The following is a 26399-nucleotide window of genomic DNA, read 5'->3' as shown; positions in this document are numbered from 1 at the left end:
AGGAATCGATGCGATCCATCGCAGTAATCGCGGCCATACTGGGCGCCCTGCTGCCGGCCGCCACCCCGGCATCGGCAGCGGACGTGTCCACACAGGACAGGGAGTACCTGAACCGGGCCCACCAGAGCAACCTTTTCGAGATCGTGACGGGGAATCTGGCGGAGCGGGGAGAGTGCACCCGGGTACGGCAGCTGGGTCCTCGTTTCGCAGCTCACCACACGGAGCTGGACGCGGACCTCGTGGCGGTGGCGACCCGGGTCGCGGTCCCGTTGTACTCGGTCCCGGAGGCGGATCAGCTGGGCCAGATCACGGATCTGGCATCGCGCTCAGGCCCAGACTTCGACGCGGCGTGGCTGCGCGACCAGTTTGCGGCGCATGTGCGAGCGATCGAGCTGGGGGAGCGGGAGCAGCGGATCGGGTGGTCCCCGGAGGTGAAGTCCTTGGCCGCGCGTTCGGAGCCGGTGCTGCGGCACCATCTGGAGGAGGTCCAGGAGGCAGCGGCTGAATGCACCCCCGGCTGAGGGGCCGTCTGACCTGCGCCTGTCCGGGCCGCCTGCCCCGGGGGTTGCCGTTGCCTGACGGTGTTCCACCACAAAGGGCCCGTGAGCTGCGGTTTCGCTGCTCGCGGGCCCTGCAGGTGTGTCTGTCGGGCTGACAGGGTTTGAACCTGCGACCCCTTGACTCCAGGCCTTCGGTGCGCCCCGACCTGCGAAAAGAGCAAGATGGGCTGTCGCTTGTGGATGCTCTTTGTCAGCTTTCGCGCGTTTCAGCGGTGCGACTGCTGGTTGACCGGCTCGCCGTGCTCGACTTTCCCCGCACCTACGAGGGCCGTAAGCCTGACCGGAAGGCGAACACCCTTCTCCGCGGGACACCGGCTGGCCGGGGGCCGGACGCGCAATCGCCGCACCGGGGTTGTCACGAACGCCCCCGCGGCCGCCCGGGGCGTGCCGGTCAGCGCCGCCGCGGCGCAGTGGCGCGGCGAGATCATCCCACACCCGCCGTCTCGTGCCGAGCCTGTCGTCGGGAACCCTGGACCGGTTCGCGCTACTCTGCGCCGCGTCGCGGCCGACGCCGAGACCACCGGGGAGGGTCGGTGAACGCGCCGACGCTGCAGCCCGGGCTGCGTTCGACGCCGAGGTCAAGGCAGCGGGGCTATGCAGGTGCTTGCCGACCTGCCCGAGGTGCTGACGTTCGAGGACTTCCTGCGGGAAACCGGGGAGCCGGCGGCGGTCACCTACGGGGCGCGGAAGCTGTCGAAGATCGTGCAGCTGGACATGTTCGGCAACGAGGACGAGGTCGACCGCGAGGCGTTCGTGCGCACACGCGCGACCTTCCACGACGTCATCCGCGCGACCGAGGTGCACCGCTACAAGGCCCGTCGTGGTGGAGAACGTCCCAGCTGTCGCGACGGACTGGGAGCTGTTCGGGGTCGTCGGGTTGGCAATTACGGCCAACAGTACGACTACGTGTGTCCGCAGGTGGCGCGGCACCCGGGCAAGCGCCGGGTGGTCGAGTCCGACGTCCGGCCAGCCGTGGCCGCATCAACTGGCACGAGCTGGGCACCCCGCTCGGTGAGCGGAAGAGGCCACTCAAGGCGCCGACGACGGCGAAGATCAAGAAGGCGGTGGCGATGCTCGCCGCCGAGTCGGTGGTGGTCACCCTGACCCACGGCGCGAGCAGTGACGACCGGCCTTCCCGGTGGGCGCGGCACTGCTGCCGACATGCACGGTCAAGATCGGCGAGGGCTTCGTTGTGCTGCCGTTCGTCACTATGTTGCGCCGCAACGGCGGGCACCACCTGACCACAGCCGGGTCGCTGGCGACGATGGCGGCCGGCGGCAACTATCACGGTTTGGCGGTGCCACCGGCCGGCGAGCTGACGCTGCCGGAGGCATGGGATCGCACCCTGGTGATCCCGTACCGGCGCGGCTCCGCGCCGCACCGGGTCGACGAACCGGTCTCCACCGTGGCGACACGGACACAGCACGGCCTGGTGCACCCCGCTGCCGACGTCGACCTGGACGCCGTCCGGTTCCGGATGCTCAAGCCCCGTGAGCAGGCCCGAGCGCAGGCCTTCCCCGACATCTACGAGATGACCGGCGGCCCGACCGACCAAACCAAGCAGGCTGGCAACGCCGTCGCCGCCAACGTCGCGCGCTGGCTCGAGCAAGCCCTCGCCAAGGTCCTCTTGACGGGCGGACAGACGTGATCGCGCGTCATCAGGGCGAAGGGGATGGTTACGCCACGTCGCGCTGCCGCAGTAGAGTGTACGGGGCGTAGCCATCCCACCATGCAGCGCAACCCGCTCGGCCGATGCCCGCGTCGAGCAAGGAGCTACGCGACTAGAAGAGGTGAACCGTGAGCGACAGGTCCAGCATCGAGTGGACGCAGGCCACGTGGAACCCGACCACCGGGTGCGACCGAATTTCCGCTGGCTGCGACCACTGCTACGCGCTGACTTTGGCTAAGCGGCTCAAGGCGATGGGGTCGGCGAAGTATCAGACCGACGGTGATCCGCACACCAGTGGCCCCGGTTTCGGGGTTACGACGCACGCGCCCTCGCTGGCGGAACCATTCCGGTGGCGCCAGCCGCGGCTGGTGTTCGTCAACTCCATGTCCGACCTGTTCCACGCCAAGGTCCCAGTCGACTTCATCCGCCGCGTGTTCACGGTCATGGAGGCAACCCCGCAGCACACCTACCAGGTCCTGACCAAGCGGTCGCGGCGGATCCGACGCATCGCTGGCTCCCTGGACTGGCCCCGCAATCTGTGGCTGGGGGTGTCGGTGGAGAACCAGGACGCCGCCTACCGGGTCGACGACCTGCGGGCGGTGCCCGCCGCGGTGCGCTTCCTGTCGTGTGAACCACTGCTCGGCCCGCTGGAGCAGCTCGACCTCGACGGGATCGGGTGGGTCATCGTCGGCGGCGAGTCCGGGCCCGGGTGCCGGCCGATGGCTGCGGTGTGGGCCCGCGACCTGCGCGACCAGTGTATCGACGTCCGGGTGCCGTTCTTCTTCAAGCAGTGGGGCGGGCGAACTCCGAAGGCCGGCGGCCGGGAGCTCGACGGCCGCACCTGGGATCAGATGCCCCAGCTGGCCGGTGCTACAGCAGCTTGACCTCTGAGCCTCGGGTGACCCGGCCGACCGGGTCGATCCGCAACACACCTTCGTCCACCAAAGCGCGCACCGCTTGCGGGGCGTGGGTACCGCGCCAACGCGAGGTTTCCCGCTCCAGCCAATCGCGGAGCACCCCAACCGTGACGCTGCCGTCCCGGAGTCGTTGAACGACGAGTTCACGGAGCTCGGGATGGACGGCCCCGCCGGTGCCGAAGAGGTCCGTCTGACCGATGATTTCGGCCCCGCGAGTACGCGGATCGCGAAACAGCGTGCCGCCTTCGGGGTCCACCTTCCACATGGCGTCCTTCATGACCTCGACGCCGGCTGGGTGCTTGGTGCCGTAGACGAGGTAGAGCGGTTGCCCGGTGCGAGGTACAACCTGGAACTGCAGTCGATATTCGAACCCCGCTCTTCCCAACGCGTCTCGGTAGGTCGACAGCCAGACCCGCCAGCGCTCATCTGGGCTTGTTTCGCGGTCGGCGCGTTGCCAGTACTCGTGGCCGCCAAAGACCGCGTCGAGCTGGTCGGGGTTCTGCTCTTCGCGACGGCTGAACCAGTTGGGGCCGAACGTCACGATCGACTCGCTGCCGCCGTTGCCCGCGATCCGATGCAGCAGGGACAGTGGCACGTTCACATTGCCCCAGCTATCGAAGATCGTCAGCATCGGATTTCCCCAAGCGTTGAACTTGTTGAGCACGCGGGTGGTCTCTGTTGCGGCGTCGCCGCGGCGAACCTCCACTCGTACCGGCAGGGTCGTGAGGTCGCCGAACTTGCGGGCAAGCTCGGCCTTCAAGTACTCGAACCGGTCGCGGCGCTTCTCGATGAACGCCAGCTGTACCCGGTCGCGACGGAGGTCCATCCGGTCCCTGGCCGCATGCTCCAGAAGGCCTTTGAGCACGAAGACAGGGGAGCCTTCCTCGCCGCCTTCGTACCGGCCGGGGCCGGCAAACGCGTCGACGTACGTCACCTTTGGCCAGCTGAAGCCCTTGGCATTCGGCTGAAGCATTTTCGCCCACCAGCCGCCGAGGTAGCGCTTGTACAGGCGATGCTTCGCCTCCGTCGCTGGCTCCAACGGCCACAGCGTGTCTTCCATGGGGCCCCTCCGCGAACGTCAACCGTAGACACAGATTACCTAGCGTGTGCAACCGGTCAGAGCGAACATGTGTTCGTGAGCATGGTCGATCGTCCGGAGTAACGCTGAACCTGCGGGAAAGACGGCCACCGAGATGCTCCGCGCAGCGGGTCGCAACTACGATCGAGAAGTTCGATGTCAACTGAAGTCTGGACGATCTTGCGGGTGCAAACATCGGCGCCGGATGAAGGAGTGAGGTCGTGTGGTGAACGGCTGGACGCTCGCTTTGATTCTTTACCCGGCTGTGGCCGCCGGAAGTTTTGCGCCGGTTGGGCGCGTCCTGCTCAAGGGGGTTGACCTGCATCCAGGTGGCCCGTCGTTCGACGAGTCTCCGCACTTCTCCGAAGAGGCCAGGAAGCTGCTCGAACAGCACTTTGAACGCCTTCGTGGCACGTTGGGCTACTGGAAGACGCAGGCGAGCAAGTACAAGGCGTTCCACACGTACTGCCTGGTCTGGATCACGCTGGCCACAGCGTCCGTGCCGTTCCTGTCGCAAGCCATCACTGACGACGCCCAGTCCAAGTGGCTGCTGACGATCGTCGGTGCGCACGCCGCCATCCTGCTGGCTTTCTCGCGGGCCTTCAGGGTCGAGAACAATTACAAGGCGTTTCGGCACGGCGAGTCCGAGTTCTACGACTTGTACAGGCGGCTGCTGGACCGGCCAAGGCTATTTGGCCAGACTGAACAGCAGCAACTGGCGGCGTACTTTGAGCAGGTAGAGATTGTCCGTCGCTCCATTCGAGCTTCCGAGACCGACAATTTTCCCTCTGTTGAGGAGATTGCGCCAGTCCGGCCTGCGAACGGTGGGGACTCCGCAGGCCAGTCCGCCTCACCTGGCTGAAGCACTGGCAACCGAGTTGATCAATGACGGTCATGATGACGGCGAATTCGACCGCAACCCCGCCCGGAACACCGGATGGCAAGCTTAATTCCAGCAGGCCGAGGACGAACTCGACGATCCGCGAGCATTAGCCATGTCCAATTGGGAGGCTCTGACCGAAGTGGCCGACGCCCTCGTCGCGTGATCAGCAAACCGGTATACCGGCTGGGCGACCTTGTGAAGTTCAGGGGCGTGCACCGCCGTGCGGATCGGTGAAGTCTCGGGCGTGCGCAAATGCGACATCGACGAGAAGGAGGGGATCTGGAATCTCCGCGGGCAGACGACGCCCGGCCCGGGCAGTCTCATCGACAAGGGCACGAAGGGGGCCAGGCAAGGAAGTTCCCCTGAGCGAGGAGATTCGGCCGCTGGTGGCGGTTCGACTCGCTGCAGTTGAAGACCCCATGGGTAGGCTCTTCACTGGCCCGTGGTGGGGCCTGTGACGACCGCCATCCTTTGCGATGCGACGCACTGGGACGAACTCCTGAGGAAACTCGGATACGGGTACCTGTGCCGATACGACCTGAGGCACTCTGGACCCGCCTGGATGGCGGACCCCGACGTGCCTGTCCATGTTCTCCGAAAGATTGCTGGCCACGGCTCGCTCGACGACGTAGCGCTACCTGCACCCGGACCGCCAGAAGATCCAGGACGCAGGCAATCTGCTGAGTGCTCATCTGTCTGCGCCGAGGAAGCCCGAGGGCTCGCACCGGCGGGCGGTATAGGACAAGCCGCCTGTCCTGCCGGTCCAAGGTGGGTCCAACGCGCGATCGGCGCAAGATCCACTACGACAGCTGATCCTGACCATTACAAAGGGCCCGTGAGCAGCGGTTTCGCTGCTCACGGGCCCTGCAAGTGTGTCCGTCGGGCTGACAGGATTTGAACCTGCGACCCCTTGACCCCCAGTCAAGTGCGCTACCAAACTGCGCCACAGCCCGGACCCGCACTCCCTGAGTGCGTGAGAAGTACTCTAGCGTGCCCGCCGAACGGCCCTGCAACCAGGGTCCCCGTTCCCTCTGACCTGCGAAAACGCGGTATCAAGCCGGATTGCCGGCATGGGTCAGTGTCTGCCATGCCACGAACAGGTTGTTCGTCCCCGCCGGGCGCTGGCGCTCGGTCAGGGTCTGTGTGTTCGTCATCGTCAGGCCGAGACGCGTGTGGAGCGCGTTGAACCCCACCTCCGTCACCGGGCCCATGCCCAGCTTCAGCGTCCCCGAGCACAGCCACGACGGCACCGCCGCGCCCAGCTGGTACTTCGCGTGGAAGCCCAGTGCCTGCCTCAGGCGCTCGCCCACGTCCGTTCCGTACACGTCCTGGCCCTGGATGCGGAGCGTCTCCGCCACGTCCGCGATCGCCGCGATGCCGTACCCCGTGTGGGTGAAGTCGCGGCAGGTTTCCTGGCTGAGGCCGGTCACGAACGTCGACTGGCCCTGCCAGTACGCCACGATCTCGTCGCGCGTGTCCAGGCCGCTGCCCGGGACCGTCTTCGGCAGCGATCCGTCCGAAGACAAATACACATAAGCCGCGACGCGGTTGCGGTATCGCGTCACCGCCTTGTCGAAACTCGTCCTGTCCTCCAAAAACACCGAAATGCCGACCGCGGCCTCCATCATGGACAGTTCCCAGTTTCCGTTGCTGCCGCTGCCGTTGATCACCTTCGCCAGGTACACGTTCCGCAGCATGGTCGCGAACCGGCCGGAGTTCGGCCAGCTCGGATACGTGTACTTGATGATTTCCGCCGCACGGGGCCAGGACGAACCCGCCCAGCCCGTCTGCAGGGGCGCGTTGCTGTTGGTGTGGCTCGTGATCACCGCCGACCACGCGTCCATCAGTTCGATCGACTTCTGCGCGTACCGCGCGTCGCCGGTGATGTACCAGATCAACGCGTCCGTGTACGCCGCTATCGCGTCCTCGCGCTCGTCCGTGCAGCCGTAGTTCGGGTTCGAATACGAGCCGCATTCCACCACCGCGCGCGGTTTCGGCGTCCGGGACAGCGAGGCGTACGCGCTCGCCGCCGCTTGGTCGTAGGCCGCCTTCCACGGCTGCGCTCCGGCCTTCACCTTGGCCTTGACGAAGTCCAGCTGCGGGCGGCTCACCAGCACACCTGGGTGGGTGAACGTCGCCGGCGCCGCCGGGGCCGGGGCGGCGAGCAGCCCCAGCGCCAGCGGAACCGCCGCGGCGAGCGTGACCAAGGTGCGGAAGCGGCGCATGGCTCTCCTCGAGACGACGGTGTCCGAGAGCCCAGTTTCATGGTCCAGACCACGATCGGTCAACGTCCGGCCCGCTGAACGGAAACCCGTTCAGCGGGCTGAACGACCTCAGCCGAGACCGGCGCTCACCGCGTTCATCAGCACGCCGGTGTCGCCCGACATCTCCCACGCCATCACGCCCAGCAGCCCGCGCGACTTCAGCCACGCCGTCTTCGCGCCGATCGACCAGGCGTCGTCGAACGTCCACCACTGGCCGCCGTTGCCGGTGTAGCACGACGTCGCCACCGCGGCCGTGTCGTGGTGGACCGTGCAGCCGGGCACGCTCGCCACCAGGTTCGCGTAGCCGCGCGTGCCCGCCTCCTCGGCGAACTGCCCCGGCGCCGCGCCGGTCGCCGACTGCCATTCGCCGCTCTTGCCGCCGTCGGCGACGCCCTGCCAGCCGCGGCCGTAGAACGCCAGCCCGAGTGTCAGCCGCCGTGGGTCGGCACCCGCGTTCGTGTACGCGTTGATCGCCGCCTCGGCGCTGAAGTGGAACGGATACGGGTCGTCCGCGTCGGCGTAGAGGTTGCCCTGGTGACCGGTGCGGTTCGGCTCCCACGAGTTGTCGCTGCCCGCGCCGTGGAAGTCGTAGCCCTGCACGTTCGCCACGTCCAGCGACTCGAAGATCCGCGGCACGTCCCAGCCCGCCGCGACCTTGGCTGGGTCCGCCGGCGTGAAGGCGTGCAGCTGGTACCGCTTGCCGGTCGTCGCGCCGTACGCGTCGAGCTGCGCGCGGAACTCCGCCAGCAGCGCGGTCAGGTTGTTCTTGTCGTTCGGGCTCCAGTGGTTGCCCGGATGGCCGTCGGCGCTGCCGGGCCACTCCCAGTCGACGTCGATGCCGTCGAAGATCCCGGCCGCGGTGCCCGGGCCGCCCGCGCCGCCGTAGGGCGCGATGTTGCCCTTGATCCACGTGTCGACGCAGGAGGAGACGAACTTCTTGCGCGACGCGTCGGTGGCCGCGACGTCCGAGAAGTACTTCGAGTACGTCCAGCCGCCCAGCGAGACCAGGACCTTGATGTTCGGGTGCTTGGCCTTGAGCTTCTTGAGCTGGTTGAAGTTGCCGCGCAACGACTCCCAGCCGGTGTCGGCCACGCCGTCCACCGACTGCGCCGCCGCGAACGGCCGCGAGTAGTCGGCCTCGGCGTCACCGGCGCCGTCGCCCTGGTTCGGGTCCTGCGGGTTCGCCGTGGTGCCCTTCGTGACGCCGGACAGGCACGTCAGGTTGACCGGATCGATGTTCTCGAACGCGTACAGCAGATGCGTCAGTTTCGCCGCCGCACCAGAGGTTTCCAGGTTCTTCACGAAGTATTGGCGCCCGTAGATGCCCCACTGCACGAAGTAGCCGACCTTCGCGTAGCCGGACACGATGTCGCCGGTCTTCGCGGTGACGGCGGCACTCGGCGCCGACACGTTGTCGTAGCCGTCGCGGGCTTTCACCGTGAACGTGTACGAAGTGGACGGTGCCAGCCCGGTCACCACCGCCGACGTCGTGGTCACCGTCGTGGCCAGCACCGATCCGCGGTAGACGTCGTAGCCGATCACGCCGGTGTTGTCCGTCGACGCCGTCCAGGCGAGGGACACGCTGCCCGAGTCGGCCGCGGTCGCCCGCAGGCCACCCGGCGCCGACGGCGGCTGGGTGTCGTCGGCCGGGTTGTTCGTCGTGACGGCCAGCGCCGTGCTCACCGGCGACGTGTTTCCCTTGCTGTCGCGGGCTTTCACCGTGAACGAGTACGCGGTGGCCGGCGTCAGCCCGTTCACGGTGGCGCTCGTCCCGGTCACCGAGACGGCCAGGGAGGCGCCCTGGTAGACGTCGTAGGCGGTCACCGGCAGCGAACCGGCCGCCGAAGGGGTCCAGGTCAGCGAAACCGACTTCGTCGTCTTCGTGACCAGCCGCAGGTTCGACGGCGCGCCCGGTGGCGTGTCCGGCGAGCCGTCGCAGTTGGCGTTGTCCACACGGCACTGCGTCGGCGTCGCGGCCGCGCTGAGCCGGAAAGTCGGGCTGTACGGGTAGGTGTTCCGGCCCGGCGCGAGCGTCGCGATGTAGTACGCCGGAGTCAGCGTGACCTGCGTGCCGTTCTGGGTCACCGTGCCGTTTTCGCCGGTGCTGGCGGTGATCCCGGCGGGCAGCGTGAAGGTGATCGCCCAGTTGCTCACCGACGCGGTGCCGGTGTTGGCGACGGTGTAGGTGCCGGTGGTGCCGTTCATGGCCAGGGTGGCGGTCAGGGAACCGGCCGCCGCGGCCGGGGGCGCGAGCGCTGCGGTGCCGCCGAGTGCGATGAGCACAGCGGCCAGTGCGGAGCGTAGTCGTGCGGGAGTACGTCTCATGGCGGTTCTCCGGGAGGCGGGGACGATATGGTCTAGACCACATCGAATGTAACCCCGGCCGCGGCGAACCGCGCACGCCCGAACGGCGGCAACCGGTGTCCGAACGGACTGTTAACGTCCCGAGAAAGTCGCTTTCCCCGGCCCGTCGGCCAGGAACGACTTCACGGCGTTGCGGAGATCCTCGGTGTCGAACAGCTCCGCCGCGATCGTCGTGATGTGCGCGTTCGCCTCGGGGACGCCACCGGCGGAGAAGTGGTCGAGGACGCGCTTGGTCGCGGCGTGGGCGCGCGTCGGGCCTTCGGCCAGCCGGGCGGCGAACGACCGCGCCGCGGCGTCGAAACCCTCGTCCGGCAGGACGCGGTTGACGACGTTCCAGCGCTCCAGCGTGGCCGCGTCGTAGGTGTCGCCGGTCATGACGAACTCCTTGGCGCGCCCGACACCGGCACGGGCCGCGAGCCGCTGGGTGCCGCCCATGGTCGGCGTCAGCCCGACGACCTTCTCGACCAGCCCGAACTTCGCCCGCTCCGCGGCCAGAACGATGTCGCAGGCCACCGCGACCTCGAACGCCCAGGTCAGGCAGAGCCCGTGCGCGGCGAACACGGTCGGGAACGGCAGCGCCGCGATCCGGTCCGGCACCGCCAGCATCGCGTCGAACAGCACCTTCGCCTCGGCGGCCGAGCCCTGGGCGTCGAACAGCGAGACGTCCACGCCACCGCTGACGATCTTGCCCTCGGCGCGGATCAGCAGCGCCCGCGCGGGCTCGGCTTCCAGCGAGCCGATCGCCGAGGACAGCGCGTCCTGCAGCGAAGCCGTGTAGAGGTTCAACGGCGGCGCGTCGATGGTCAGGACGGCGAGCCCGCCGTCGCGATCGAGGCGGACCTGCTCGCTCATGATCACCCTGCTTCTTCGGCTTCGACGATGTCGTCCCAATACTGCTGGGCCTCGGGCCGCCAGTCGACGTGTTTGTGATGGAACAGCTCCGCCGCTTTCGTCCCGCTCCACTTCGCCGGCAGCAGCTCGGCGGGCAGCTGCGGGTCGAGGAAGGGGAAGCGGCGCCACTCGTGCACCAGCTCGGTCTGCGCGCGCAGCACCGCGCGGCCGCCGGTCGGGTGCAGGCCGGTGAAGCGGTCGATGAAGTCCTCGTAGCGGTCCTTCAGCTCGGTGAGGTCCCAGGAGCGGGCGACCATGGACTCCTGCTCGCCGATCTCGCCGTAGGCCGCGGTGAACGACATCGCCTGCGCGTCGAGGCCCAGCTCGTTGACGATCTGCTGGGCCTCGCGCTGGCGGGTCAGGTCGGGGCTGACCCACACCCCGGCCACCGGCGAGCCGAAACCCGCCCAGGTCAGCCGCGTGCGCAGGCGGTGGCGCAGGTCGCGCTTGGCCTCGGGCACGGAGACGATGAGCATCAGCCACTGGCCGTTCCACTGGCGTTCCTCGCGGCCGAAGGCGTAGATCCGTTCGGCGCCCTCGGTCAGCAGGCGGCGCCCCGGCGGCGTCAGCGACCAGCGCACGCGGCGCCCGACGCGCTCGGAGACGACCCAGCCCTCGGCGGCGGAGCGGGCCAGCGCCTGCCGCGCCGACTTCTCCTCGATGTCGAGGATGCCCAGCACCTCGACGAGCATGGAGGTCCAGACCGGTTTGTCGCGGGGCAGCGCGTACTCGCCGAGCACGGTCATCAGCAGCGACCGCGCGCTGGCGTGGCTGACCTCCCGGCGCCGGCTCACGGTCGGCCGCGGCGCCGACGGGCGGCCTTCCCTCGGCTTCGGCCTGCGGCCGAGGGTGACCGGGGGAGCGGGTTCGCCCATGTGTCTTCACCAGCCTCATCGCACGGGACATCGACAACCCAACAGGTTACCCACACTGAGTGATCAAAGCGCCACCGGACACACACAGTGGGTGTCTTTGACCATGATCTGACACCTCGCCGGGGCCCCGTAGACTCGGGTTCCTCATGAGCGCAACACTCGTCGCGAAGGACCTGGCCGCCGGCCACGGTGACCGCATCCTGTTCTCGGGGCTCGATCTCGTCGTCGCGCCCGGCGACGTCGTCGGCCTGGTCGGCGTCAACGGCGCCGGCAAGTCGACGCTGCTGCGGACCCTCGCCGGGCTGGCCAAGCCGGACGACGGGGAGATCCGGCTGAACCCGCCGACCGCGACCGTCGGGCACCTGCCGCAGGAGCCGGAACGCCGCGAAGGCGAGTCGGTGCGGGCGTTCCTGGCGCGGCGCACCGGCGTCTCGGCGGCACAGGCGGACCTCGACGCCGCCACCGAAGCACTCACGGCGGGCGAGTCCGGCGCGGACGACCGCTACGCCGCGGCTCTGGACCGCTGGCTGGCCCTCGGCGGCGCGGACCTGGACGACCGCGCCGCCGAAGTGGCCGCCGACCTGGGCCTGGCGGTCGACCTCGACCAGCCGATGACGTCGCTGTCGGGCGGTCAGGCAGCGCGCGCCGGGCTCGCGTCGCTGCTGCTGAGCCGGTACGACATCTTCCTGCTCGACGAGCCGACGAACGACCTCGACCTCGACGGCCTGGCCCGCCTGGAGCGGTTCGTGACGGGCCTGCGCGCGGCGACGGTGCTGGTCAGCCACGACCGCGAGTTCCTGGCCCGCACGGTGGACCGCGTCGTCGAGCTGGACCTGGCCCAGCAGCAGGTGAACGTGTACGGCGGCGGGTACGAGGCGTACCTCGAGGAGCGCGAAGTCGCCCGGCGGCACGCGCGCGAGGAGTACGAGGAGTACGCCGAGACGAAGGCCTCCTTGGAGGCGCGCGGCCGGATGCAGCGGGCGTGGATGGAGAAGGGCGTCAAGAACGCGCGCCGGAAGGCGCCCGACAACGACAAGTCCGCCCGCAAGTTCCGCAGCGAGGCCACGGAGAAGCAGGCGTCGAAAGCCCGCCAGACCGACCGCATGATCGAGCGGCTGGAGGTCGTCGAGGAGCCGCGCAAGGAGTGGGAGCTGCGGATGGAGATCGCCGCGGCCCCGCGCGCGGGCGCGGTGGTCGCGACGCTGCGTGGTGCGGTGGTCCGCCGTGGAAGTTTCACCCTGGGCCCGGTCGACCTCCAGATCGACTGGGCGGACAAGGTCGCGATCACGGGAGCGAACGGCTCGGGCAAGTCGACGCTCCTGGCAGCCCTCCTCGGCCGCATCCCCTTGAACGAAGGCGACGCGTCCCTGGGCCCGGGCGTGGTGGTCGGCGAGGTCGACCAGGCCCGCCGCCTCTTCCTCGGCGACGTCCCGCTGGCCGAGGCATTCGCCCGGGAGGTCCCGGAGTTCGCGGACGCAGAGGTCCGGACATTGCTGGCCAAGTTCGGCCTCAAGGCGGCACATGTACTGAGGCCGGCGGCAACGCTGTCCCCAGGAGAGCGGACTCGGGCGGCGCTGGCGTTGTTGCAGGCGCGGGGTGTGAACCTGCTGGTGCTGGACGAGCCGACCAACCACCTCGACCTCCCGGCGATCGAGCAGCTGGAGTCGGCGCTGGACAAGTACCCGGGAACGCTGCTGCTGGTGACGCACGACCGCCGGATGCTCGACGCGGTTCAGGTGACTCGTCGTTTGGAAGTCGATGGCGGGAAGGTGCGTGAGCTGTGACGCTGGGGTGGCTGCCGGGAGGTCGTTGGGTGAGCAGTGCTCTCGGACGAGAGCGATAGTCTGGATGGACTGTGAGCAGCGCTCTTGAAGTTGGGCAGTGTTCCGCGGCTGATGTGAGCGGTGCTCTCTGTTCTGGGCGCCGCTCTGGCGGAAGAGTGGGCAGCACTCTCGGCGTGAGTGTCACGCTCGTTGAGGCAGTGAGCAGTGCTCTCGGTGCGAACGCCACGCTTGTGGATCAGTGAGCGGTGCTCACGGTGAGAGCTGTGTCTGCCGAGGTAATGAGCGGTGCTCTCGGCGCAGTTGCCCGGGCATGCAGACGTGACGGGCGGTGCTCTCCGTGTGCCTGCTGCACCTGCTGTGCCTGCTGAGATGGTGAGCGGCGCTCTCGGTGCCGCGGCCTCCCTTGTTGGGCAGTGAGCGGTGCTCTCGCTAAGCGGGTGTGCCCGGTGGGCGAGTAGGCGGCGCTCTCCATGGCGTCGCCGCGCTTGCTGAGGTGGCGAGCGGTGCTCGTGGTGAGAGTGCTGTGCCTGCCGAGGTGGTGGGCGGTGCTCTCGAAGTTGACGGCCGCTCCTGTTGGTTGGTGAGCGCTGCTCTTGAAGTCGAGCAGTGTTCGCTGGGCGGCATGAGCAGTGCTTCTGGATCGAGGATGCTGCCGTCCTGTGACGCAGCGCTCTCGCGTTTGAAGGGTGGCTGGAGTCCTGTGTGAGCGGTGCTCTCGAGCCGCGAGGTGTCCGCCCTCTTGTGTGAACAGTGCTCTTGAGGGCGGGGTTGCGCGCAGGTGGCTTGTGAGTGGTGCTCTCGGATCGCAGTGTGGCTCGATGCGCTGTGTGAGCGGCGCTCTCAAAGCGGGGCGCTGCTCGCTGCCGGGGGGGGGTGCTCTTTGCCGGTCACCCCTTTGTCGCTCCTCCCGTCAGGCCCTTCACGAACTGCTTCTGCAGCGCCAGATAGAACACCAGCACCGGCAACGTCGCCAGGAACATCAACGCGAACACGCTTCCCAGGTCCGCCTGGTACTGGCCGATCGATCGGTAGATGCCCGTCGTGATCGTTGTTCCCTGGCTGGGGCCGAGGATGATCAGGGGGTCGATGAAGTCGTTCCAGATCCATACTCCCAGGAAAATCAACACCGATGCCGTTGCCGGGCGGAGGAGGGGGAATACCACTCGCCAGAACACCTGCCCGCGGCTTGCTCCGTCGAGGCGGGCTGCCTCCTCCAGTTCCACCGGTACGCCGCGGATGAATCCGGTGAACACGAACACGCCGAACGGCACGTAATAGCCGACGTTGAACAAGATCAGCCCCGGCAGGGTGGCCATCAGGTGGGTCACCCGGAGGACATCGGTGATCGGGATCAGGATCACCTGCGGTGGAATCATCAGCCCGGCCAGCAGCACCATTGTCAGCACCTTCGTCCACCGCCTGGCCGACCGGGCTAGGTAGTGGCCCAGCATTGCCGACAGCACCGTCAGCACCAGGATCGACAACACGGTGACCACGACGCTGTTCGCCAGGCTCACCCAGAACAGCCCGTCCGGGCGGGTCAGGACCGCGTGGATGTTCGCCAGCGTCGGCGGGAGCGGCAACGACGCCGGCTCCTTCGCGATCAGGTCGCCGCGCTTGAACACGTTTGCCAGCACCAAATACAGCGGCACCGCGAACAGTGCGCCCAGCACCAACGCGACCAAGCGCCGCGTCACAGGTCCACCTCGCGGCGGCGGAGGATGTTCAGCACCACCGTTGTCACCACCGCGACGATCACCAGCATCAGCACCGCCATCGCCGACGCGTAGCCGACGTGGTTGGCGTCGAAGCCCGTCTGGAGTACGCCGAACGCGATTGTTGCCGTGGCGCCGGATCCCGGGCCGCCGTTGGTGATCACCTTGACGTAGTCGTACGTCTTGAATGCCGAAATCAGCAGCACCACCGTGGTGATCGTCAGCGACGGCGCGAGCAGCGGCCACGTGACCGCGCGGAACCGGCGCAGCGGCCCGGCGCCGTCGATCTCCGCCGCCTCCAGCAGCTCCGGCGGGACACCCTGCAGGCCGGCCAGGTACACCACCACGCAGAACCCGAGCATCTGCCAGCACACGATCGACGCCACCGAATACAGCGCCACGTCCGGATCGGACAGCCAGCCTGGCGGATGCTCGACCCCCAGTGCGCGCAACAGGGTGTTGAACGGGCCCTGATCGTCGAGCAGCCGCGACCACACGATCGACACCACCACCGAGCTGAGGATCACCGGCGTGAAGAACACACTGCGCAAAGCGTTGTACAGCCACCCTTTCCGGTCCAGCAGCACCGCCACACCGAGCCCGGCGACGTTCGGCACGATCACCACGATCAGCGTCAGGATCGTGGTCACCTTCAGCGCCGTGAGGAACTGCTCGTCGGTGAACAGCAGCCGGTAGTTGTCCAGGCCGACGAACTTCGCCGGCGGGTTGAACGGGTTGTAGCTGGTCAGGCTGTAGCCGAAGCTGACCAGGATCGGTGCCAGCACGAAACACGCGTAGACCAGCACCCCGGGCGCGCCGAACGACGCGAAGTGCCACACGCGCGGCAGGATCGGCCGGCGCCGCCGGGCCGGGGAAGGGGAACGGCGGGTCTCGGGAGGAGTGGCGACGGCGGTCAACTGCCTCAGCCCGCCTTCGCCCACTCGGTGTCCAGGAACGCGCACGCCTCGGCCACGGACCGGCGGCCGGTGATGACGTCCTGGGCGGCTTGGTCCACTTTGTCCTTCATGCCGGGCAGCAACCCGTCGTCGGCGGTCTCCCAGCGGAAGGCGTGCACGACCGCGTTCTGCCGCACCGCTTCCGCGTACAGGTCGTACCCCGCCTTGAACACCGGGCCGGCGTCCGGCGGCGGCGTGTAGCCCTTGATCGCCGGGAACAGGCCGTCGGCCCGGACCGAGGCGTCGAGCTGGTCCTTGTCGAGCTGGAACGCCAGCGCGAACTTCCGGGCGGCGTCCAGGTGCGTGGCGTGCGCGTTCACGATCATGCCGCCGCCGGTGTAGGCCGGGACGGCGAGCTTGCCGTCTTCGGTGGGAAAGTTGAAGACACCGACCTCGAAGTCGTGCTTCTTCGCGTCGGCGTTCGCGGCGAACCAGTTGCCCATCGGGTACATCGCGCCCTTGCCGTCGAGGAACGCCTGCTCGGTCGCGGCGTAGTCGCGGGACACGCTCGTCTTGTCCACGTACCCCTTCGCCGCGAGGTCGGCGAGCTTCGCGAACGCGTGCTGGAACGCCGGATCGGTGAACTTGACCTGGTCCTGACGCCGCCGCGTCAGCCAGTCCGGCATCGTGGTGTAGACCTCGGTGCTGACCAGTCCGGAAAGGATCATCGACGACGGGAAGCCGTCCTTGCCGCCGCCGATGGTGAACGGCGGATAGCCCTTGTCCGTGAGCTTTCCCGCGTCGGTGACGAGTTCGGCCCAGGTCTTCGGCGGGGTAGTGATGCCCGCGTCGGCGAACATCTTCTTGTTGTAGTAGATCGGCGGGATCGTCTGGGTGTTGGCGGGCAGCTGGTAGTACTTGCCGCGCACCGGATTGGCCGCCGGGAACTGGAAGTCCTTCAGTTCCTCGGGGGTCCAGGCGTAGAGGTGGCCCGCTTCGGCGAAGCCCGCCGAGTCGACGGCGATCATGACGTCCGGGAACTGGCCGGACTGCAGGAGCTGTTTCGCATACGACGTCCGCCCGTCGGCGGTCGGCGCGACGAGCTTCTTGACCTTGATCCCCGGCGTTTTCCCGGTGACGCGGGCGATCGCGGCGTCCCAGTACGCGGGGGTGAGGTTCGGGGTTTCGAACGTCAGGAACGTGATTTCCGCGTCGCCGCTGCCGGTGCCCGCGCCGACCGAGCACGCGCTCACCGCCAGGAGTGCCGCCGCCCCCAGGGCCAGGAACCTTCTCATCCCGCCGTCTCCCATCCCGACCATATGTGATGTACGACGCAGTTGATCGGACCTATCCGGGAGTGTCAAGGCAGGAATACCGCTGAATGGGACTATGTAAGGCAGATAGATCAGATCTTATCTGCTCGAGCCGGACGACTGTGCTGGCGAAATCGCCGGTCGGAAGGCCGAGCGGCAGGCCGCGGGCGAGCAGCACCGCGCCGCTGTGCGTGATGCCGGAATCCGGATCGAGGTACCGCTGAGCGGGATCGAGGCCGTCGAGCCGCAGCGGCCGTTCGGGCGCATTGAAGTGCGCGGCCTGCCGGTAGGCGAAAACCACCGCCCGGTCACCCAGGACGTATTGCAGCGCAACGACACCGTCGTCGACCGGCGGCCGGAGCCGGTACAGCGCGCCGTGCTGCACCACCGGCCGGATGTCGCGGTACAGCGCGACCAGTTCCCGGGCGAGCGCGAGGTCCGCCTCCGGCCAGCGCAGGATGTCGCCGCCGAGACCGAGGACGCCGGACATGGCGACGTGGAACCGGAACCGCAGCGGAACCGACCGCCCCGTCACGAAGTTCGGGGTGTCGGTGACCCACGCCGCCATCGTGCCCGCCGGGTAGAGCTGGCCGTGACCGTGCTGGATCCGCAGCCGGTCGAGGGCGTCGGTGTTGTCGGAGGTCCAGACCTGGTCGGTGCGCGCGAGCATGCCGAGGTCGACACGCCCGCCGCCGCCCGCGCAGCTTTCGATGCGCAGCCCCGGATGGCCGGCGCGCAACCGGTCCATGAGCGCGTAGACCACGCGGGTGTGCTCCACCCAGAGCCGGTCCTGGTCGGCTTCGCCGGGCCAGCCCGCTTCGCCGAACGGCCGGTTCATGTCCCACTTCAGGAAGTCGATCCCGTGCTCGCCGACGAGCCGGTCGAGCCAGCCGTGGGCCCACGCGGCGACGTCCGGGCGCGCGAAGTTGAGCACGAGCTGGTGCCGCAGCTCGGAACGACGGCGGTGCGCGTGGTGCAGCACCCACTCCGGATGAGCACGGTAGAGGTCGCTGTCGGGGTTGACCATCTCGGGCTCGACCCACAGCCCGAACCGCAGGCCGAGTTCGTGCACGGCCGTCACCAACGGCTTGAGGCCACGGGGAAAGCGGTCGCGGTTGACCACCCAGTCGCCGAGCCCGGCGTGGTCGCCGGTACGGGCGCCGAACCAGCCGTCGTCCAGCACGAACAGCTCGGCGCCCAGCGCCGCGGCGCGCTCGGCGAGCACGAGCTGGCCGTCCTCGGAGACGTCGAAACCCGTGGCCTCCCAGGAGTTGTAGAGCACCGGACGCAGTTCGCCGGGATGCGGCAGGACGTACCGGCGGACGTACGCGTGCCACGCGCGGCTCGCCGCCCCGAATCCGCCGGTGGTGTACAGCCCGGCCGACACCGGCGTGGTCAGCGGCCGCCCGGGCCCGACGCGGTGGGCGACGCCGTCCTGGCCGAAGCCGCCGCTCACCGTCAGCCGCCCGGTCGGCGAGCGGGCGGTGGTCAGCCGCCACGAGCCGCTCCAGGCGAGCGCGACGCCATAGACCTCGCCGTGGCGTTCGGTCGCGGTGCCGTCGTCGACCATCACCCACGGATTGGCGTGATGGCTGGTGATTCCACGCCGGCTCGCGAACACCGTCTCGCCGTGCGGCACGGGCGTCCGGCGCAGCTGGGTTTCCGCGGCCCAGCGGCCGGTGACGTGACTGAGCCGGTAGTCCTCGGACACCGGCAGCGCCCAGGTCGCGGAGTCCGCACGCAGGACCTCGACGTCGATGTCCGCACTCAGCTCGGCCCAGCGCTCCAGGACGTCCCCGCGCAGCCGGTAGTGCAGGGTGACCGAAAGGGGATAGTGCCGGTCGGTGAACGCGATCCGCAGGTGCGTGCCCGTGATCGCGCGGTCGCGATAGCGCCACTCGAGGCCGCGCGCGCCGTCGGCGAAGCGAACCTGCAGGGCGGGTGGCCAATACCGGGTGCCGCCCTCGGCCAGCTCGCCGAGGCCTTCGTTCGGATCGTTGAACCCGTCCCACCACGGCAGGGTCTTCTCGGTGACTTCGACGACCTCGGCCGCGGACAGCATCGGGCCCCAGTGGACGTGGACCGGGACGTCGGCGGAATCGAGCCGCAGCGCGTAGGTGCACGAATCGCCGGTGAGCACCCAGGTGCGGTGCCCGGCGAGGAAGCTGATCCCGGCCATGCCGGACATCCTGCTCACCGGCGGGGCCGCCGCCAAGGAACGTCCCGATCACCGGTACCGCGGTACGCCATACGGCCATCCGGGTGGCCTTGACCGGGCATTACTGGTGCCTTCGGGTAATGGTGGTGACAATGAGTGAGATCGAGGGAGAGGCGACGCCGTCACGTCGTCGCCGGGCGAGGGGAGATCGCCATGGTGGTCGGCAGCAGGAAAATCACCGCACTCGCGGATCCGGAGCCGGGAATTCAGCTCGGCTGCCCGTCCGTGCACGACCTGGTCGAGGCCTACCGGGAACGGGGCCGCCCGCGGTTCGCGCAGTTGCGGAAGGCGTACGAGGCGGCGCACGGAAAGATCGTCGAAGAGTATTACGCCCTGCATTTCGAGGCGGCGCTGCTGCTCGTCGCCAACGACCGCCGGGAATCCGGTGGTGACGGGGACCGGATCCACAAGCTGCGGTTCTTCTACGACCCGGTCGAAACGACCCCGGACGTCGACGACGTCTTCCGGTCGGTGCGGCGGGCGGAGCGGAAGTACTCGGTGCTGCTCGGCGGCCAGCCGCAGGAGATCCTGGTGCAGGGCCTCTACACCGCCACCGTCGCCCTGCTGGGCGTGCTCGACGCGATGGTGGCGTCCGGGCAGAAGGAAAGCCGGGTGACCGCCGCGGTCGCCTCGGCGCGGAAGGAGATCCGCCAGATCGAGCAGAATGCCCGCGAGGCGGCACTCGACCGCGCGCTGATCCGTTATCTCGGCGGCCTGGCCGTCGGCGTGGTCGCCGCGGCCGTCGTCGCGGTCGCGGTGTATTTCCTGCCGTTGAAAGTCGAGATCGGATCGCAGCTGATCATTTGCGTGGTGTCGGGGGCGATCGGCGCGATCCTGAGCGTCATGACGCGCACGGCGAACCGGGAAAGAGTGCGGGTGAGCCTCGACCAGGGCTGGCTCGTGATCATTCTTTCCGGCTGTTTCCGGCTGATCATCGGTGCTGTTTTCGGGGCGGCGATGTTCGTGCTCGTGCGCGCCGGGCTGCTGCCGCTCGCCGTTCCCGGCGAGGGGGAGCGGGGCACGCTGTTCTTCGCGGGCCTCGCCTTCCTCGCCGGGTTCAGCGAACGCCGGGCGCAGGACACGATCGTCCGTACCCTGCCCGGTGCCCTGGAGCAGAACGTGGCCGAACCGGGGCGGGGCAAGGACGGCTGACCCGGTCAGGGCCGGTCGGTGAGGTACCCGCCCATCGTCTTGAAGTACTCGTGCGCGGGCAGGTCCGTGCCGTCCGCGGTGCGGACCCGCTCGACGAGCAGGCCGGGGGACTGGCCGCGGCGCGCGTCCGGCCCGGCCACGATCACGACGCCGTCGCCTTCCCGGATGAAGATCCGGCCCGGCGTGCCGCCGTAGTGGCCCTGCGACACCGACGCCTTGATGATCCGCAGCTCTTCGCCGCGGTGGTAGGTGAACGCATTGGGGTACGGGTCCGGCAGCGCCCGCACGAACCGCTCGAGGTCCGCGGGCGGCCACGTCCAGTCGATGAGGCTGTCGCGCTTGGCCCGCTTGTGGAAGAAGCTCGCCTTCGACCGGTCCTGCGGCACCGGCGTGTAGCCGGTCTCGATCAGCGAGATGGCCTCGGCGGTGATCGGCGCGATGAGGTCCACCGTGCGGTGGAAGAGGTCGGTGGTGGTGTCGGCGGGGCCGACCGGGATCGCGCGCTGCAGGACGATGTCGCCCGCGTCGAGCTCGCCGTCCATCATGTGGGCGGTGACGCCGACCTCGGGCTCGCCGTTGATCATCGCCCAGATGAGCGGCGAGAAGCCCGCGTACGCCGGCAGCAGCGAGTCGTGGATGTTGAGCGTGCCGTGCCGCGGCAGCTCGAAGATCTCCGGCGGCAGCCAGGTGCGCCAGTTGTTCGCCACGATCAGGTCGAGGTCGGCGGCCTTCAGCTCGGCGAGCAGCTCGGCGTCGTCCGGGCGGGTCCGCAGCAGGACCCGGATGCCGTGGGCCTCGGCGAGGTCGGCGACCGAGTCGGCCCAGATCCGCTCGTAGGCGTGGTCGCTCTTCGGGTGGGTGACCACGAGGGCGACCTCGTGGCCGGCGTCGATGAGCGCCTGGAGGGTCCGGTGCCCCCAGGTCTGGTAGCCGAACATCGCCACGCGCATTCGAGAGTGCCTTTCGGGGTCGGGGGACGAACATCACCACGAACGTACTAGGCGAGGCTCGCCTAAGTTAGGTTAGGGTTCCCTGAACCGTACCGGAGCGCGCGAGGGAGCAACATGACTGCAGAGGTCCCGATCTACGACATCGTCGGCGTGGGCTTCGGGCCGTCGAACCTTGCGCTGGCGATCGCCCTCGCCGAGCACAACGGGGGCCAGGGCGAGCCGGTGACCGCGCACTTCCTCGAGCGGCAGCCGCGGTTCGGCTGGCACCGCGGGATGCTCATCGACACCGCGACCATGCAGGTGTCGTTCCTCAAGGACCTGGTCACCATGCGGAACCCGACCAGCGCGTTCAGCTTCCTGAACTACCTGCACGAGGCCGGGCGGCTGGTCGACTTCATCAACCACAAGAACCTCTTCCCGCTGCGCGTGGAGTTCCACGACTACTTCGAGTGGGCGGCGGCGAAGGTCGACGACGTCGTCTCCTACGGCACCGAGGTGGTGGCCGTGCGGCCGGTGTACGACGGCGCGGAGGTCGCCTACTTCGACGTCGAGGCCTCGGACGGCACGTCGCTGCGGGCCCGCAACCTGGTGCTGGGCACGGGCCTGCGGCCGCAGCTGCCCGACGGCGTCACCGCCGGGCCGCGGATCTGGCACAACAGCGAGCTGCTGTTCCGCGTCGAGACCCTGCGGCAGAGCGATCCGAAGCGGTTCGTGGTGGTCGGCGCGGGGCAGAGCGCGGCCGAGGTCGCGGCGCTGCTGCACGACGAGTTCCCGCGCGCGGAGGTGTGCGCGGTGTTCGCCCGCTACGGCTACAGCCCCGCCGACGACAGCTCGTTCGCGAACCGGATCTTCGACCCGGAGGCGGTCGACCAGTTCTACCAGGCGGGCGAGCCGGTCAAGGACCGCCTGATGCGCTACCACGGCGCGACGAACTACTCGGCCGTCGACATCGACCTGATCGACGAGCTGTACCGCCGCGTCTACCGCGAGAAGGTGCTCGGCGTCGAGCGGCTGCGGCTGTTCAACGTCTCGCGCCCGGTCGAGGTGACCGACGCGGGCACGGTGACGGTCGAGTCCCTGACCACGGGCGCGCAGACGGTCCTGGAGGCCGACGCGGTCGTCTACGCGACCGGCTACCGGCCGGCGGACCCGACCCCGCTGCTCGGCGAGCTGGCCGCGGGCTGCGTCCGCGACGAGTCCGGCCGCCTGCGCGTGTCGCGCGACTACCGGATCGCCACGGAGTTCCCGCTGCGCGGCGGGATCTACCTGCAGGGCGGGACCGAGCACACGCACGGGATCACCTCGTCGCTGCTGTCGAACACCGCGGTCCGGGTCGGCGAGATCCTCCAGTCCATTGTGGACCGCCGGGTGGTCGCGGAGCCTGCGGGGGAGTACGCGGTCAGCGCGAGCTGAGCTGCTCGGCGAGGATGTCGCCGTGGCCGGCGTGCCGGGCGAAGTCCTCGATCAGCAGCAGGTGGACGAACCGGAGGCTGACCTCGCCCAGGACGGGATGGGTCCAGGTGTCGTCGAGCCCGAACCGGGCGGCGATCTCCCGCGAGCGCGCGCTCGCCCGTTCGAACTCGGCGATCACCCCGGCGACGGTTTCGTCGTCGGCCACGGCGAAGCTGGCCTCGCCCGGGGTCGACGGGCCGTCGCAGTCGTCCTCGCCGAGGCCGAGCACGAGCCGCTGGAACCACCGGCGTTCGACCATGGCGGCGTGCTTGACCAGGCCGATCGGCGTGGTCGCCGAGGGGACGAGCCGGGCGCGGGCCTCGGTTTCGGAGAGCCCCCGGACGGTGTCGGCCACGGCACGGCGGTTGCGGTCCAGCATGGCTTCCAGCAGGAGCCGCTCGGGGCCGGTGGTGGTTTCGGGCAGCACGAACATGAGCCCAGCATCCCGGAAGTGGCCGTCAAACCGCCGGGGCCGGGTGGTGGCGGCTGATCGGAATCACCATCGGCGTCCCGCTCACCGGGTCCGGGGCCACCTGGCACCGGACGTCGAAGACCTCGTCCACCAGCTCCTCGGTGATCACCGACGCCGGGGCGCCTGATGCCACGATTCGGCCCGCCTTCATCGCGATCAGGTGGTCGGCGTAGCGGCAGGCCTGGGGGAGGTCGTGCAGCACCATCACCACCGTCCGGCCCTCCTCCCGGTTGAGGTCGACCACCAGGTCCAGCACGTCGATCTGGTGGGCCAGGTCGAGGTACGTCGTGGGCTCGTCGAGCAGCAGCACCGGGGTGCCCTGCGCGACCGCCATCGCGATCCACGCCCGCTGGCGCTGGCCACCGGACAGCTCGTCGACCGGGCGGTCGGCCAGGTCTGTCATGCCGGTCGCCGTCAGGGCCGCCGCGACCGCTCCTTCGTCCGATGTGGACCACTGGCGCCACCAGCTCTGGTGCGGGGCGCGGCCGCGGCCCACCAGGTCCGCCACCGTCATGCCCTCGGGTGCCACCGGAGACTGCGGCAGGATGCCGACGCGCTGGGCGACCTGACGGGTCGGCAGGTCGTGGATCGACCGGCCGTCCAGGTAAACCCCGCCGGCCTTCGGCGTCAGCAGCCGGGCGAGGGTGCGCAGCAGCGTCGACTTCCCGCACGCGTTGGGCCCGACGATCGCGGTGATCCGCCCCGGCGGGATCGTCAGGTCGAGGCCGTCGATGACGACCCGGTCGTCGTAGGCGACGCGCAGGTCCTGCACGCGCAGGGAAGGAGTCATCTTCTCAGCCTCCGGAACCGGATCGGTTGGCCCTGGCGAGCAGCCAGAGCAGGAGCGGGGCGCCGAGCGCGCCGGTGACGATGCCGACCGGCAGCGCGGACGCCGTGAGGGAGCGCGCGATGAGGTCGCTGCCCAGCACGACGACCGCGCCGGTGAGCGCGGACGCCGTGACCGGCGGGGACGACAGCCGCGCGAGGCGCTGCGCGACCTGCGGTGCCGCCAGTGCCACGAACGAGATCGGGCCCGCCGACGCCGTCGCGAACGCCACCAGCCCGGCGCCGGCCAGCAGGAGCCCGAGCCGCACCGGCTGCACCGGCGTGCCCAGCCCGGCCGCGACGTCGTCGCCGAGCAGCAGCGTGCCCATCCACCGCGACAACGCCAGCACCAGCGGGAACAGCACGGCCAGCGCTCCCAGCAGCGGCCAGACGTGCTCCCAGCCGCGGTTGGCGAGATTGCCGACCAGCCAGCCGATCGACGCCTGCGCCTCGGTGATCTGCGCCTTGCTGAGCAGGTAGTCGGTCAGGCTGGTGCACATCGCGAAGATCCCGATGCCCACCAGCAGGATCCGGTACCCCGTGGTGCCGCGCCGCCACGCCAGCACGTACACCAGCAACGCCGTCAGCAGCCCGCCGAGCAGGCCGAGCGTCGTCGTGCCGAGCCCGCCGCCGAAGCCGAAGGCGATCCCGGCGACGACCGCCGTCGCCGCGCCCGCGTTGATCCCGATCATGTCCGGGCTCGCCAGCGGGTTGCGGGTGATGGTCTGGAACACCGCGCCGGACGCGCCGAACGCGAGGCCGGCCAGCAGCCCGGTCAGCGCCCGCGGCAGCCGCAGTTCCTGGACGATGTAGCCGGTTCCGGCGTCACCGCTGCCGAACAGTCCGGAAAGGACGTCGGACACGCTCATCGGAACGTCGCCGATCGTCATGCCTGCGCAGAACAGCACGAACGCGGCCACCGCCAGGACGGCCGAGACGAGCAGCAGCCGGGGCCGCAGGCGCCCGGACACCGGTCCGGCGCGGAAGGTGACGCGGTCGAGCACGCTCACGTCACGACTCCACGAGCTTGCGGCGGCGGACGAGGTGGATGAAGAAGGGGGCGCCGACGAACGCGACGATCACCCCGGCCCGGATCTCGCCGGGCCGCGCCAGGATCCGGCCGAGGATGTCGGCGGCCAGCAGCAGGCACGGCGCGAGCACCGCGGTGTAGGGCAGCAGCCACCGGTGGTCCGGCCCGATGACGAACCGGACGGCGTGCGGGACGACCAGGCCGAGGAACACGATCGGGCCGGCCACCGCGACGGACGCCCCGGTCAGCAGCGTGATGGCCAGCGCGCCGCGCAGCCGCAGCGGGCCCAGCTTGCGGCCGAGCGCGATCGCGACGTCGTCGCCGAGCGCGAGGCTGTTCAGCGCCGGGCCGCTGGTGATCGCCAGGACCAGGCCGGCCAGCAGGAACGGCGCGATCCGCAGCAGCGAGCCGCCGTCGACGCCGGCGAGCGAGCCTGCCGACCAGAACCGGTAACGGTTGAGCGCCACCGGATCCGTCAGCACCATCGCGCTGGTGAACGACCCGAGCAGCGCCGTGACGGCCGCTCCGGCGAGCGCGAGCTTGACCGGGCTCGACCCGCTGCGGCCGCGGGTGCCGAGGTAGTAGACGAACGCCGTCGCCAGGAGCGCGCCGGCGAAGGCGAACCAGATGGAGCCGGAGAGCGAGCCGACGCCGAGCACGGTGATCGCGAAGACGATCGCGAACGCGGCTCCGGCGCTGACCCCGAGCAGGCCAGGGTCGGCCAGCGGGTTGCGGGTCAGCGCCTGCATCACCGTGCCTGCCAGGCCCAGCGCGGCGCCGACGAGCACCGCCAGCAGCGTCCGCGGGATCCGGACACTGTGGATGATCACGGCGTCGGCCGAGCCGTCGTCGTGCCACAGCACCTGCCACACCGCGCCGAACGAGATCTCCTTCGAGCCCAGCCAGATGCTCAGCAGGCACAGGAAAACCAGGACGCCGAGGGCGGCCAGCAGACCGAGGGCGCGGCCCGTGTGTGGCGGGCGTCGCGTGAGAGCGATCCCTCCGGGGTCTGTTCGCACCGCACCTCCGACTGGTAGTGATTTAGGTAAGGCTAACCGATGGTACAGGAGTGCGTCCTCACCATCCGTTTG

The 26399-nt window shown here is 69.2% G+C and carries 22 protein-coding genes and 1 tRNA gene; 8 read left to right on the top strand and 15 right to left on the bottom strand.

What is annotated here, in order from left to right:
- Positions 1-8: 8 nt before the first annotated feature.
- The 4 genes from ABJI51_RS33320 to ABJI51_RS33305 all read left to right on the top strand — a co-directional run bounded on the left by ABJI51_RS33320 (position 9) and on the right by ABJI51_RS33305 (position 3113).
- Positions 9-521, top strand: coding sequence for a DUF4142 domain-containing protein (locus ABJI51_RS33320; protein ID WP_348955052.1), 513 nt, complete (start codon positions 9-11; stop codon positions 519-521).
- Between the two features lie 633 nt (positions 522-1154).
- A complete protein-coding gene (locus ABJI51_RS33315; RefSeq protein ID WP_348955051.1) occupies positions 1155-1664 on the top strand; it encodes a hypothetical protein in 510 nt (169 codons plus the stop codon).
- 34 nt (positions 1665-1698) lie between these two features.
- Positions 1699-2208, top strand: a complete 510-nt coding sequence (locus tag ABJI51_RS33310) for a DNA cytosine methyltransferase (RefSeq protein WP_348955050.1) — start codon at positions 1699-1701, stop codon at positions 2206-2208.
- A 149-nt stretch (positions 2209-2357) separates the two neighbouring features.
- Positions 2358-3113, top strand: a complete 756-nt coding sequence (locus ABJI51_RS33305; RefSeq protein WP_348955049.1) for a DUF5131 family protein — start codon at positions 2358-2360, stop codon at positions 3111-3113.
- Here the strand turns inward: ABJI51_RS33305 and ABJI51_RS33300 are convergent.
- Complete coding sequence (locus ABJI51_RS33300) at positions 3100-4206, bottom strand: three-Cys-motif partner protein TcmP (RefSeq protein ID WP_348955048.1); 1107 nt, start codon at positions 4204-4206, stop codon at positions 3100-3102. The two genes, ABJI51_RS33305 and ABJI51_RS33300, sit on opposite strands and share 14 nt — an antisense overlap.
- 244 nt (positions 4207-4450) lie before the next feature.
- On the opposite strand from ABJI51_RS33300, the gene ABJI51_RS33295 reads away from it, so the two are divergent.
- On the top strand, positions 4451-5086 hold the full coding sequence (locus ABJI51_RS33295) for a hypothetical protein (RefSeq protein WP_348955047.1): 636 nt from the start codon (positions 4451-4453) through the stop codon (positions 5084-5086).
- A gap of 900 nt (positions 5087-5986) precedes the next feature.
- Here ABJI51_RS33295 and ABJI51_RS33290 read toward each other — a convergent pair.
- From ABJI51_RS33290 to ABJI51_RS33270, 5 genes are all read right to left on the bottom strand, one after another.
- Positions 5987-6060, bottom strand: a tRNA-Pro gene (locus ABJI51_RS33290).
- 99 nt (positions 6061-6159) lie between these two features.
- The gene (locus ABJI51_RS33285) at positions 6160-7332 is read right to left on the bottom strand and encodes an alginate lyase family protein (RefSeq protein WP_348955046.1); all 1173 of its coding nucleotides are present in this window, start codon (positions 7330-7332) and stop codon (positions 6160-6162) included.
- Between the two features lie 108 nt (positions 7333-7440).
- Entirely contained in the window at positions 7441-9654 is a 2214-nt protein-coding gene (locus tag ABJI51_RS33280) for a glycosyl hydrolase family 18 protein (protein WP_348955045.1), read from the bottom strand.
- A 153-nt stretch (positions 9655-9807) separates the two neighbouring features.
- Positions 9808-10587 (bottom strand): enoyl-CoA hydratase/isomerase family protein, encoded by a 780-nt coding sequence (locus ABJI51_RS33275; protein ID WP_348955044.1) that lies wholly within the window; start codon positions 10585-10587, stop codon positions 9808-9810.
- A gap of 2 nt (positions 10588-10589) precedes the next feature.
- Entirely contained in the window at positions 10590-11501 is a 912-nt protein-coding gene (locus tag ABJI51_RS33270; RefSeq protein ID WP_348955043.1) for a PaaX family transcriptional regulator, read from the bottom strand.
- Between the two features lie 146 nt (positions 11502-11647).
- Between ABJI51_RS33270 and ABJI51_RS33265 the strand changes: the two genes are divergently transcribed.
- Entirely contained in the window at positions 11648-13285 is a 1638-nt protein-coding gene (locus ABJI51_RS33265) for an ABC-F family ATP-binding cassette domain-containing protein (RefSeq protein ID WP_348955042.1), read from the top strand.
- Between the two features lie 887 nt (positions 13286-14172).
- Here ABJI51_RS33265 and ABJI51_RS33260 read toward each other — a convergent pair.
- The 4 genes from ABJI51_RS33260 to ABJI51_RS33245 all read right to left on the bottom strand — a co-directional run bounded on the left by ABJI51_RS33260 (position 14173) and on the right by ABJI51_RS33245 (position 19388).
- Entirely contained in the window at positions 14173-14982 is an 810-nt protein-coding gene (locus tag ABJI51_RS33260) for a carbohydrate ABC transporter permease (protein ID WP_348955041.1), read from the bottom strand.
- Positions 14979-15839: a carbohydrate ABC transporter permease gene (locus ABJI51_RS33255; protein WP_348955040.1), complete on the bottom strand. Its 861-nt coding sequence runs from the start codon at positions 15837-15839 to the stop codon at positions 14979-14981. The genes ABJI51_RS33260 and ABJI51_RS33255 overlap by 4 nt, the downstream gene beginning before the upstream one ends.
- An 83-nt stretch (positions 15840-15922) precedes the next feature.
- Entirely contained in the window at positions 15923-17191 is a 1269-nt protein-coding gene (locus ABJI51_RS33250) for an extracellular solute-binding protein (protein WP_348955039.1), read from the bottom strand.
- A gap of 52 nt (positions 17192-17243) precedes the next feature.
- The gene (locus tag ABJI51_RS33245; RefSeq protein WP_348955038.1) at positions 17244-19388 is read right to left on the bottom strand and encodes an alpha-galactosidase; all 2145 of its coding nucleotides are present in this window, start codon (positions 19386-19388) and stop codon (positions 17244-17246) included.
- A 135-nt stretch (positions 19389-19523) separates the two neighbouring features.
- Between ABJI51_RS33245 and ABJI51_RS33240 the strand changes: the two genes are divergently transcribed.
- Positions 19524-20579, top strand: coding sequence for a hypothetical protein (locus ABJI51_RS33240; protein ID WP_348955037.1), 1056 nt, complete (start codon positions 19524-19526; stop codon positions 20577-20579).
- Between the two features lie 5 nt (positions 20580-20584).
- Here ABJI51_RS33240 and ABJI51_RS33235 read toward each other — a convergent pair whose 3' ends face one another.
- A complete protein-coding gene (locus ABJI51_RS33235; protein WP_348955036.1) occupies positions 20585-21529 on the bottom strand; it encodes a methionyl-tRNA formyltransferase in 945 nt (314 codons plus the stop codon).
- Positions 21530-21643: 114 nt separating this feature from the next.
- Here ABJI51_RS33235 and ABJI51_RS33230 point away from each other — a divergent pair, with 114 nt between their 5' ends.
- On the top strand, positions 21644-22942 hold the full coding sequence (locus tag ABJI51_RS33230) for a lysine N(6)-hydroxylase/L-ornithine N(5)-oxygenase family protein (RefSeq protein ID WP_348955035.1): 1299 nt from the start codon (positions 21644-21646) through the stop codon (positions 22940-22942).
- On the opposite strand, the gene ABJI51_RS33225 is transcribed toward ABJI51_RS33230, so the two are convergent.
- Genes ABJI51_RS33225 through ABJI51_RS33210 form a run of 4 tightly spaced genes read right to left on the bottom strand, consistent with a single transcriptional unit; the run spans position 22929 to position 26327 of the window.
- On the bottom strand, positions 22929-23414 hold the full coding sequence (locus ABJI51_RS33225; protein WP_348955034.1) for a DinB family protein: 486 nt from the start codon (positions 23412-23414) through the stop codon (positions 22929-22931). The two genes, ABJI51_RS33230 and ABJI51_RS33225, sit on opposite strands and share 14 nt — an antisense overlap.
- 25 nt (positions 23415-23439) lie before the next feature.
- The gene (locus tag ABJI51_RS33220) at positions 23440-24243 is read right to left on the bottom strand and encodes an ABC transporter ATP-binding protein (protein WP_348955033.1); all 804 of its coding nucleotides are present in this window, start codon (positions 24241-24243) and stop codon (positions 23440-23442) included.
- Between the two features lie 4 nt (positions 24244-24247).
- Positions 24248-25288, bottom strand: coding sequence for a FecCD family ABC transporter permease (locus tag ABJI51_RS33215; RefSeq protein ID WP_348955032.1), 1041 nt, complete (start codon positions 25286-25288; stop codon positions 24248-24250).
- Between the two features lies 1 nt (position 25289).
- The gene (locus ABJI51_RS33210; RefSeq protein WP_348955031.1) at positions 25290-26327 is read right to left on the bottom strand and encodes a FecCD family ABC transporter permease; all 1038 of its coding nucleotides are present in this window, start codon (positions 26325-26327) and stop codon (positions 25290-25292) included.
- Positions 26328-26399: the final 72 nt, after the last annotated feature.

The organism is Amycolatopsis melonis (assembly GCF_040064235.1).
In the GTDB taxonomy this organism is placed as follows: domain Bacteria; phylum Actinomycetota; class Actinomycetes; order Mycobacteriales; family Pseudonocardiaceae; genus Amycolatopsis; species Amycolatopsis melonis.
The sequence above is the reverse complement of the archived record's forward strand: the minus strand, read 5'-3'. Positions and strand labels throughout refer to the sequence as shown.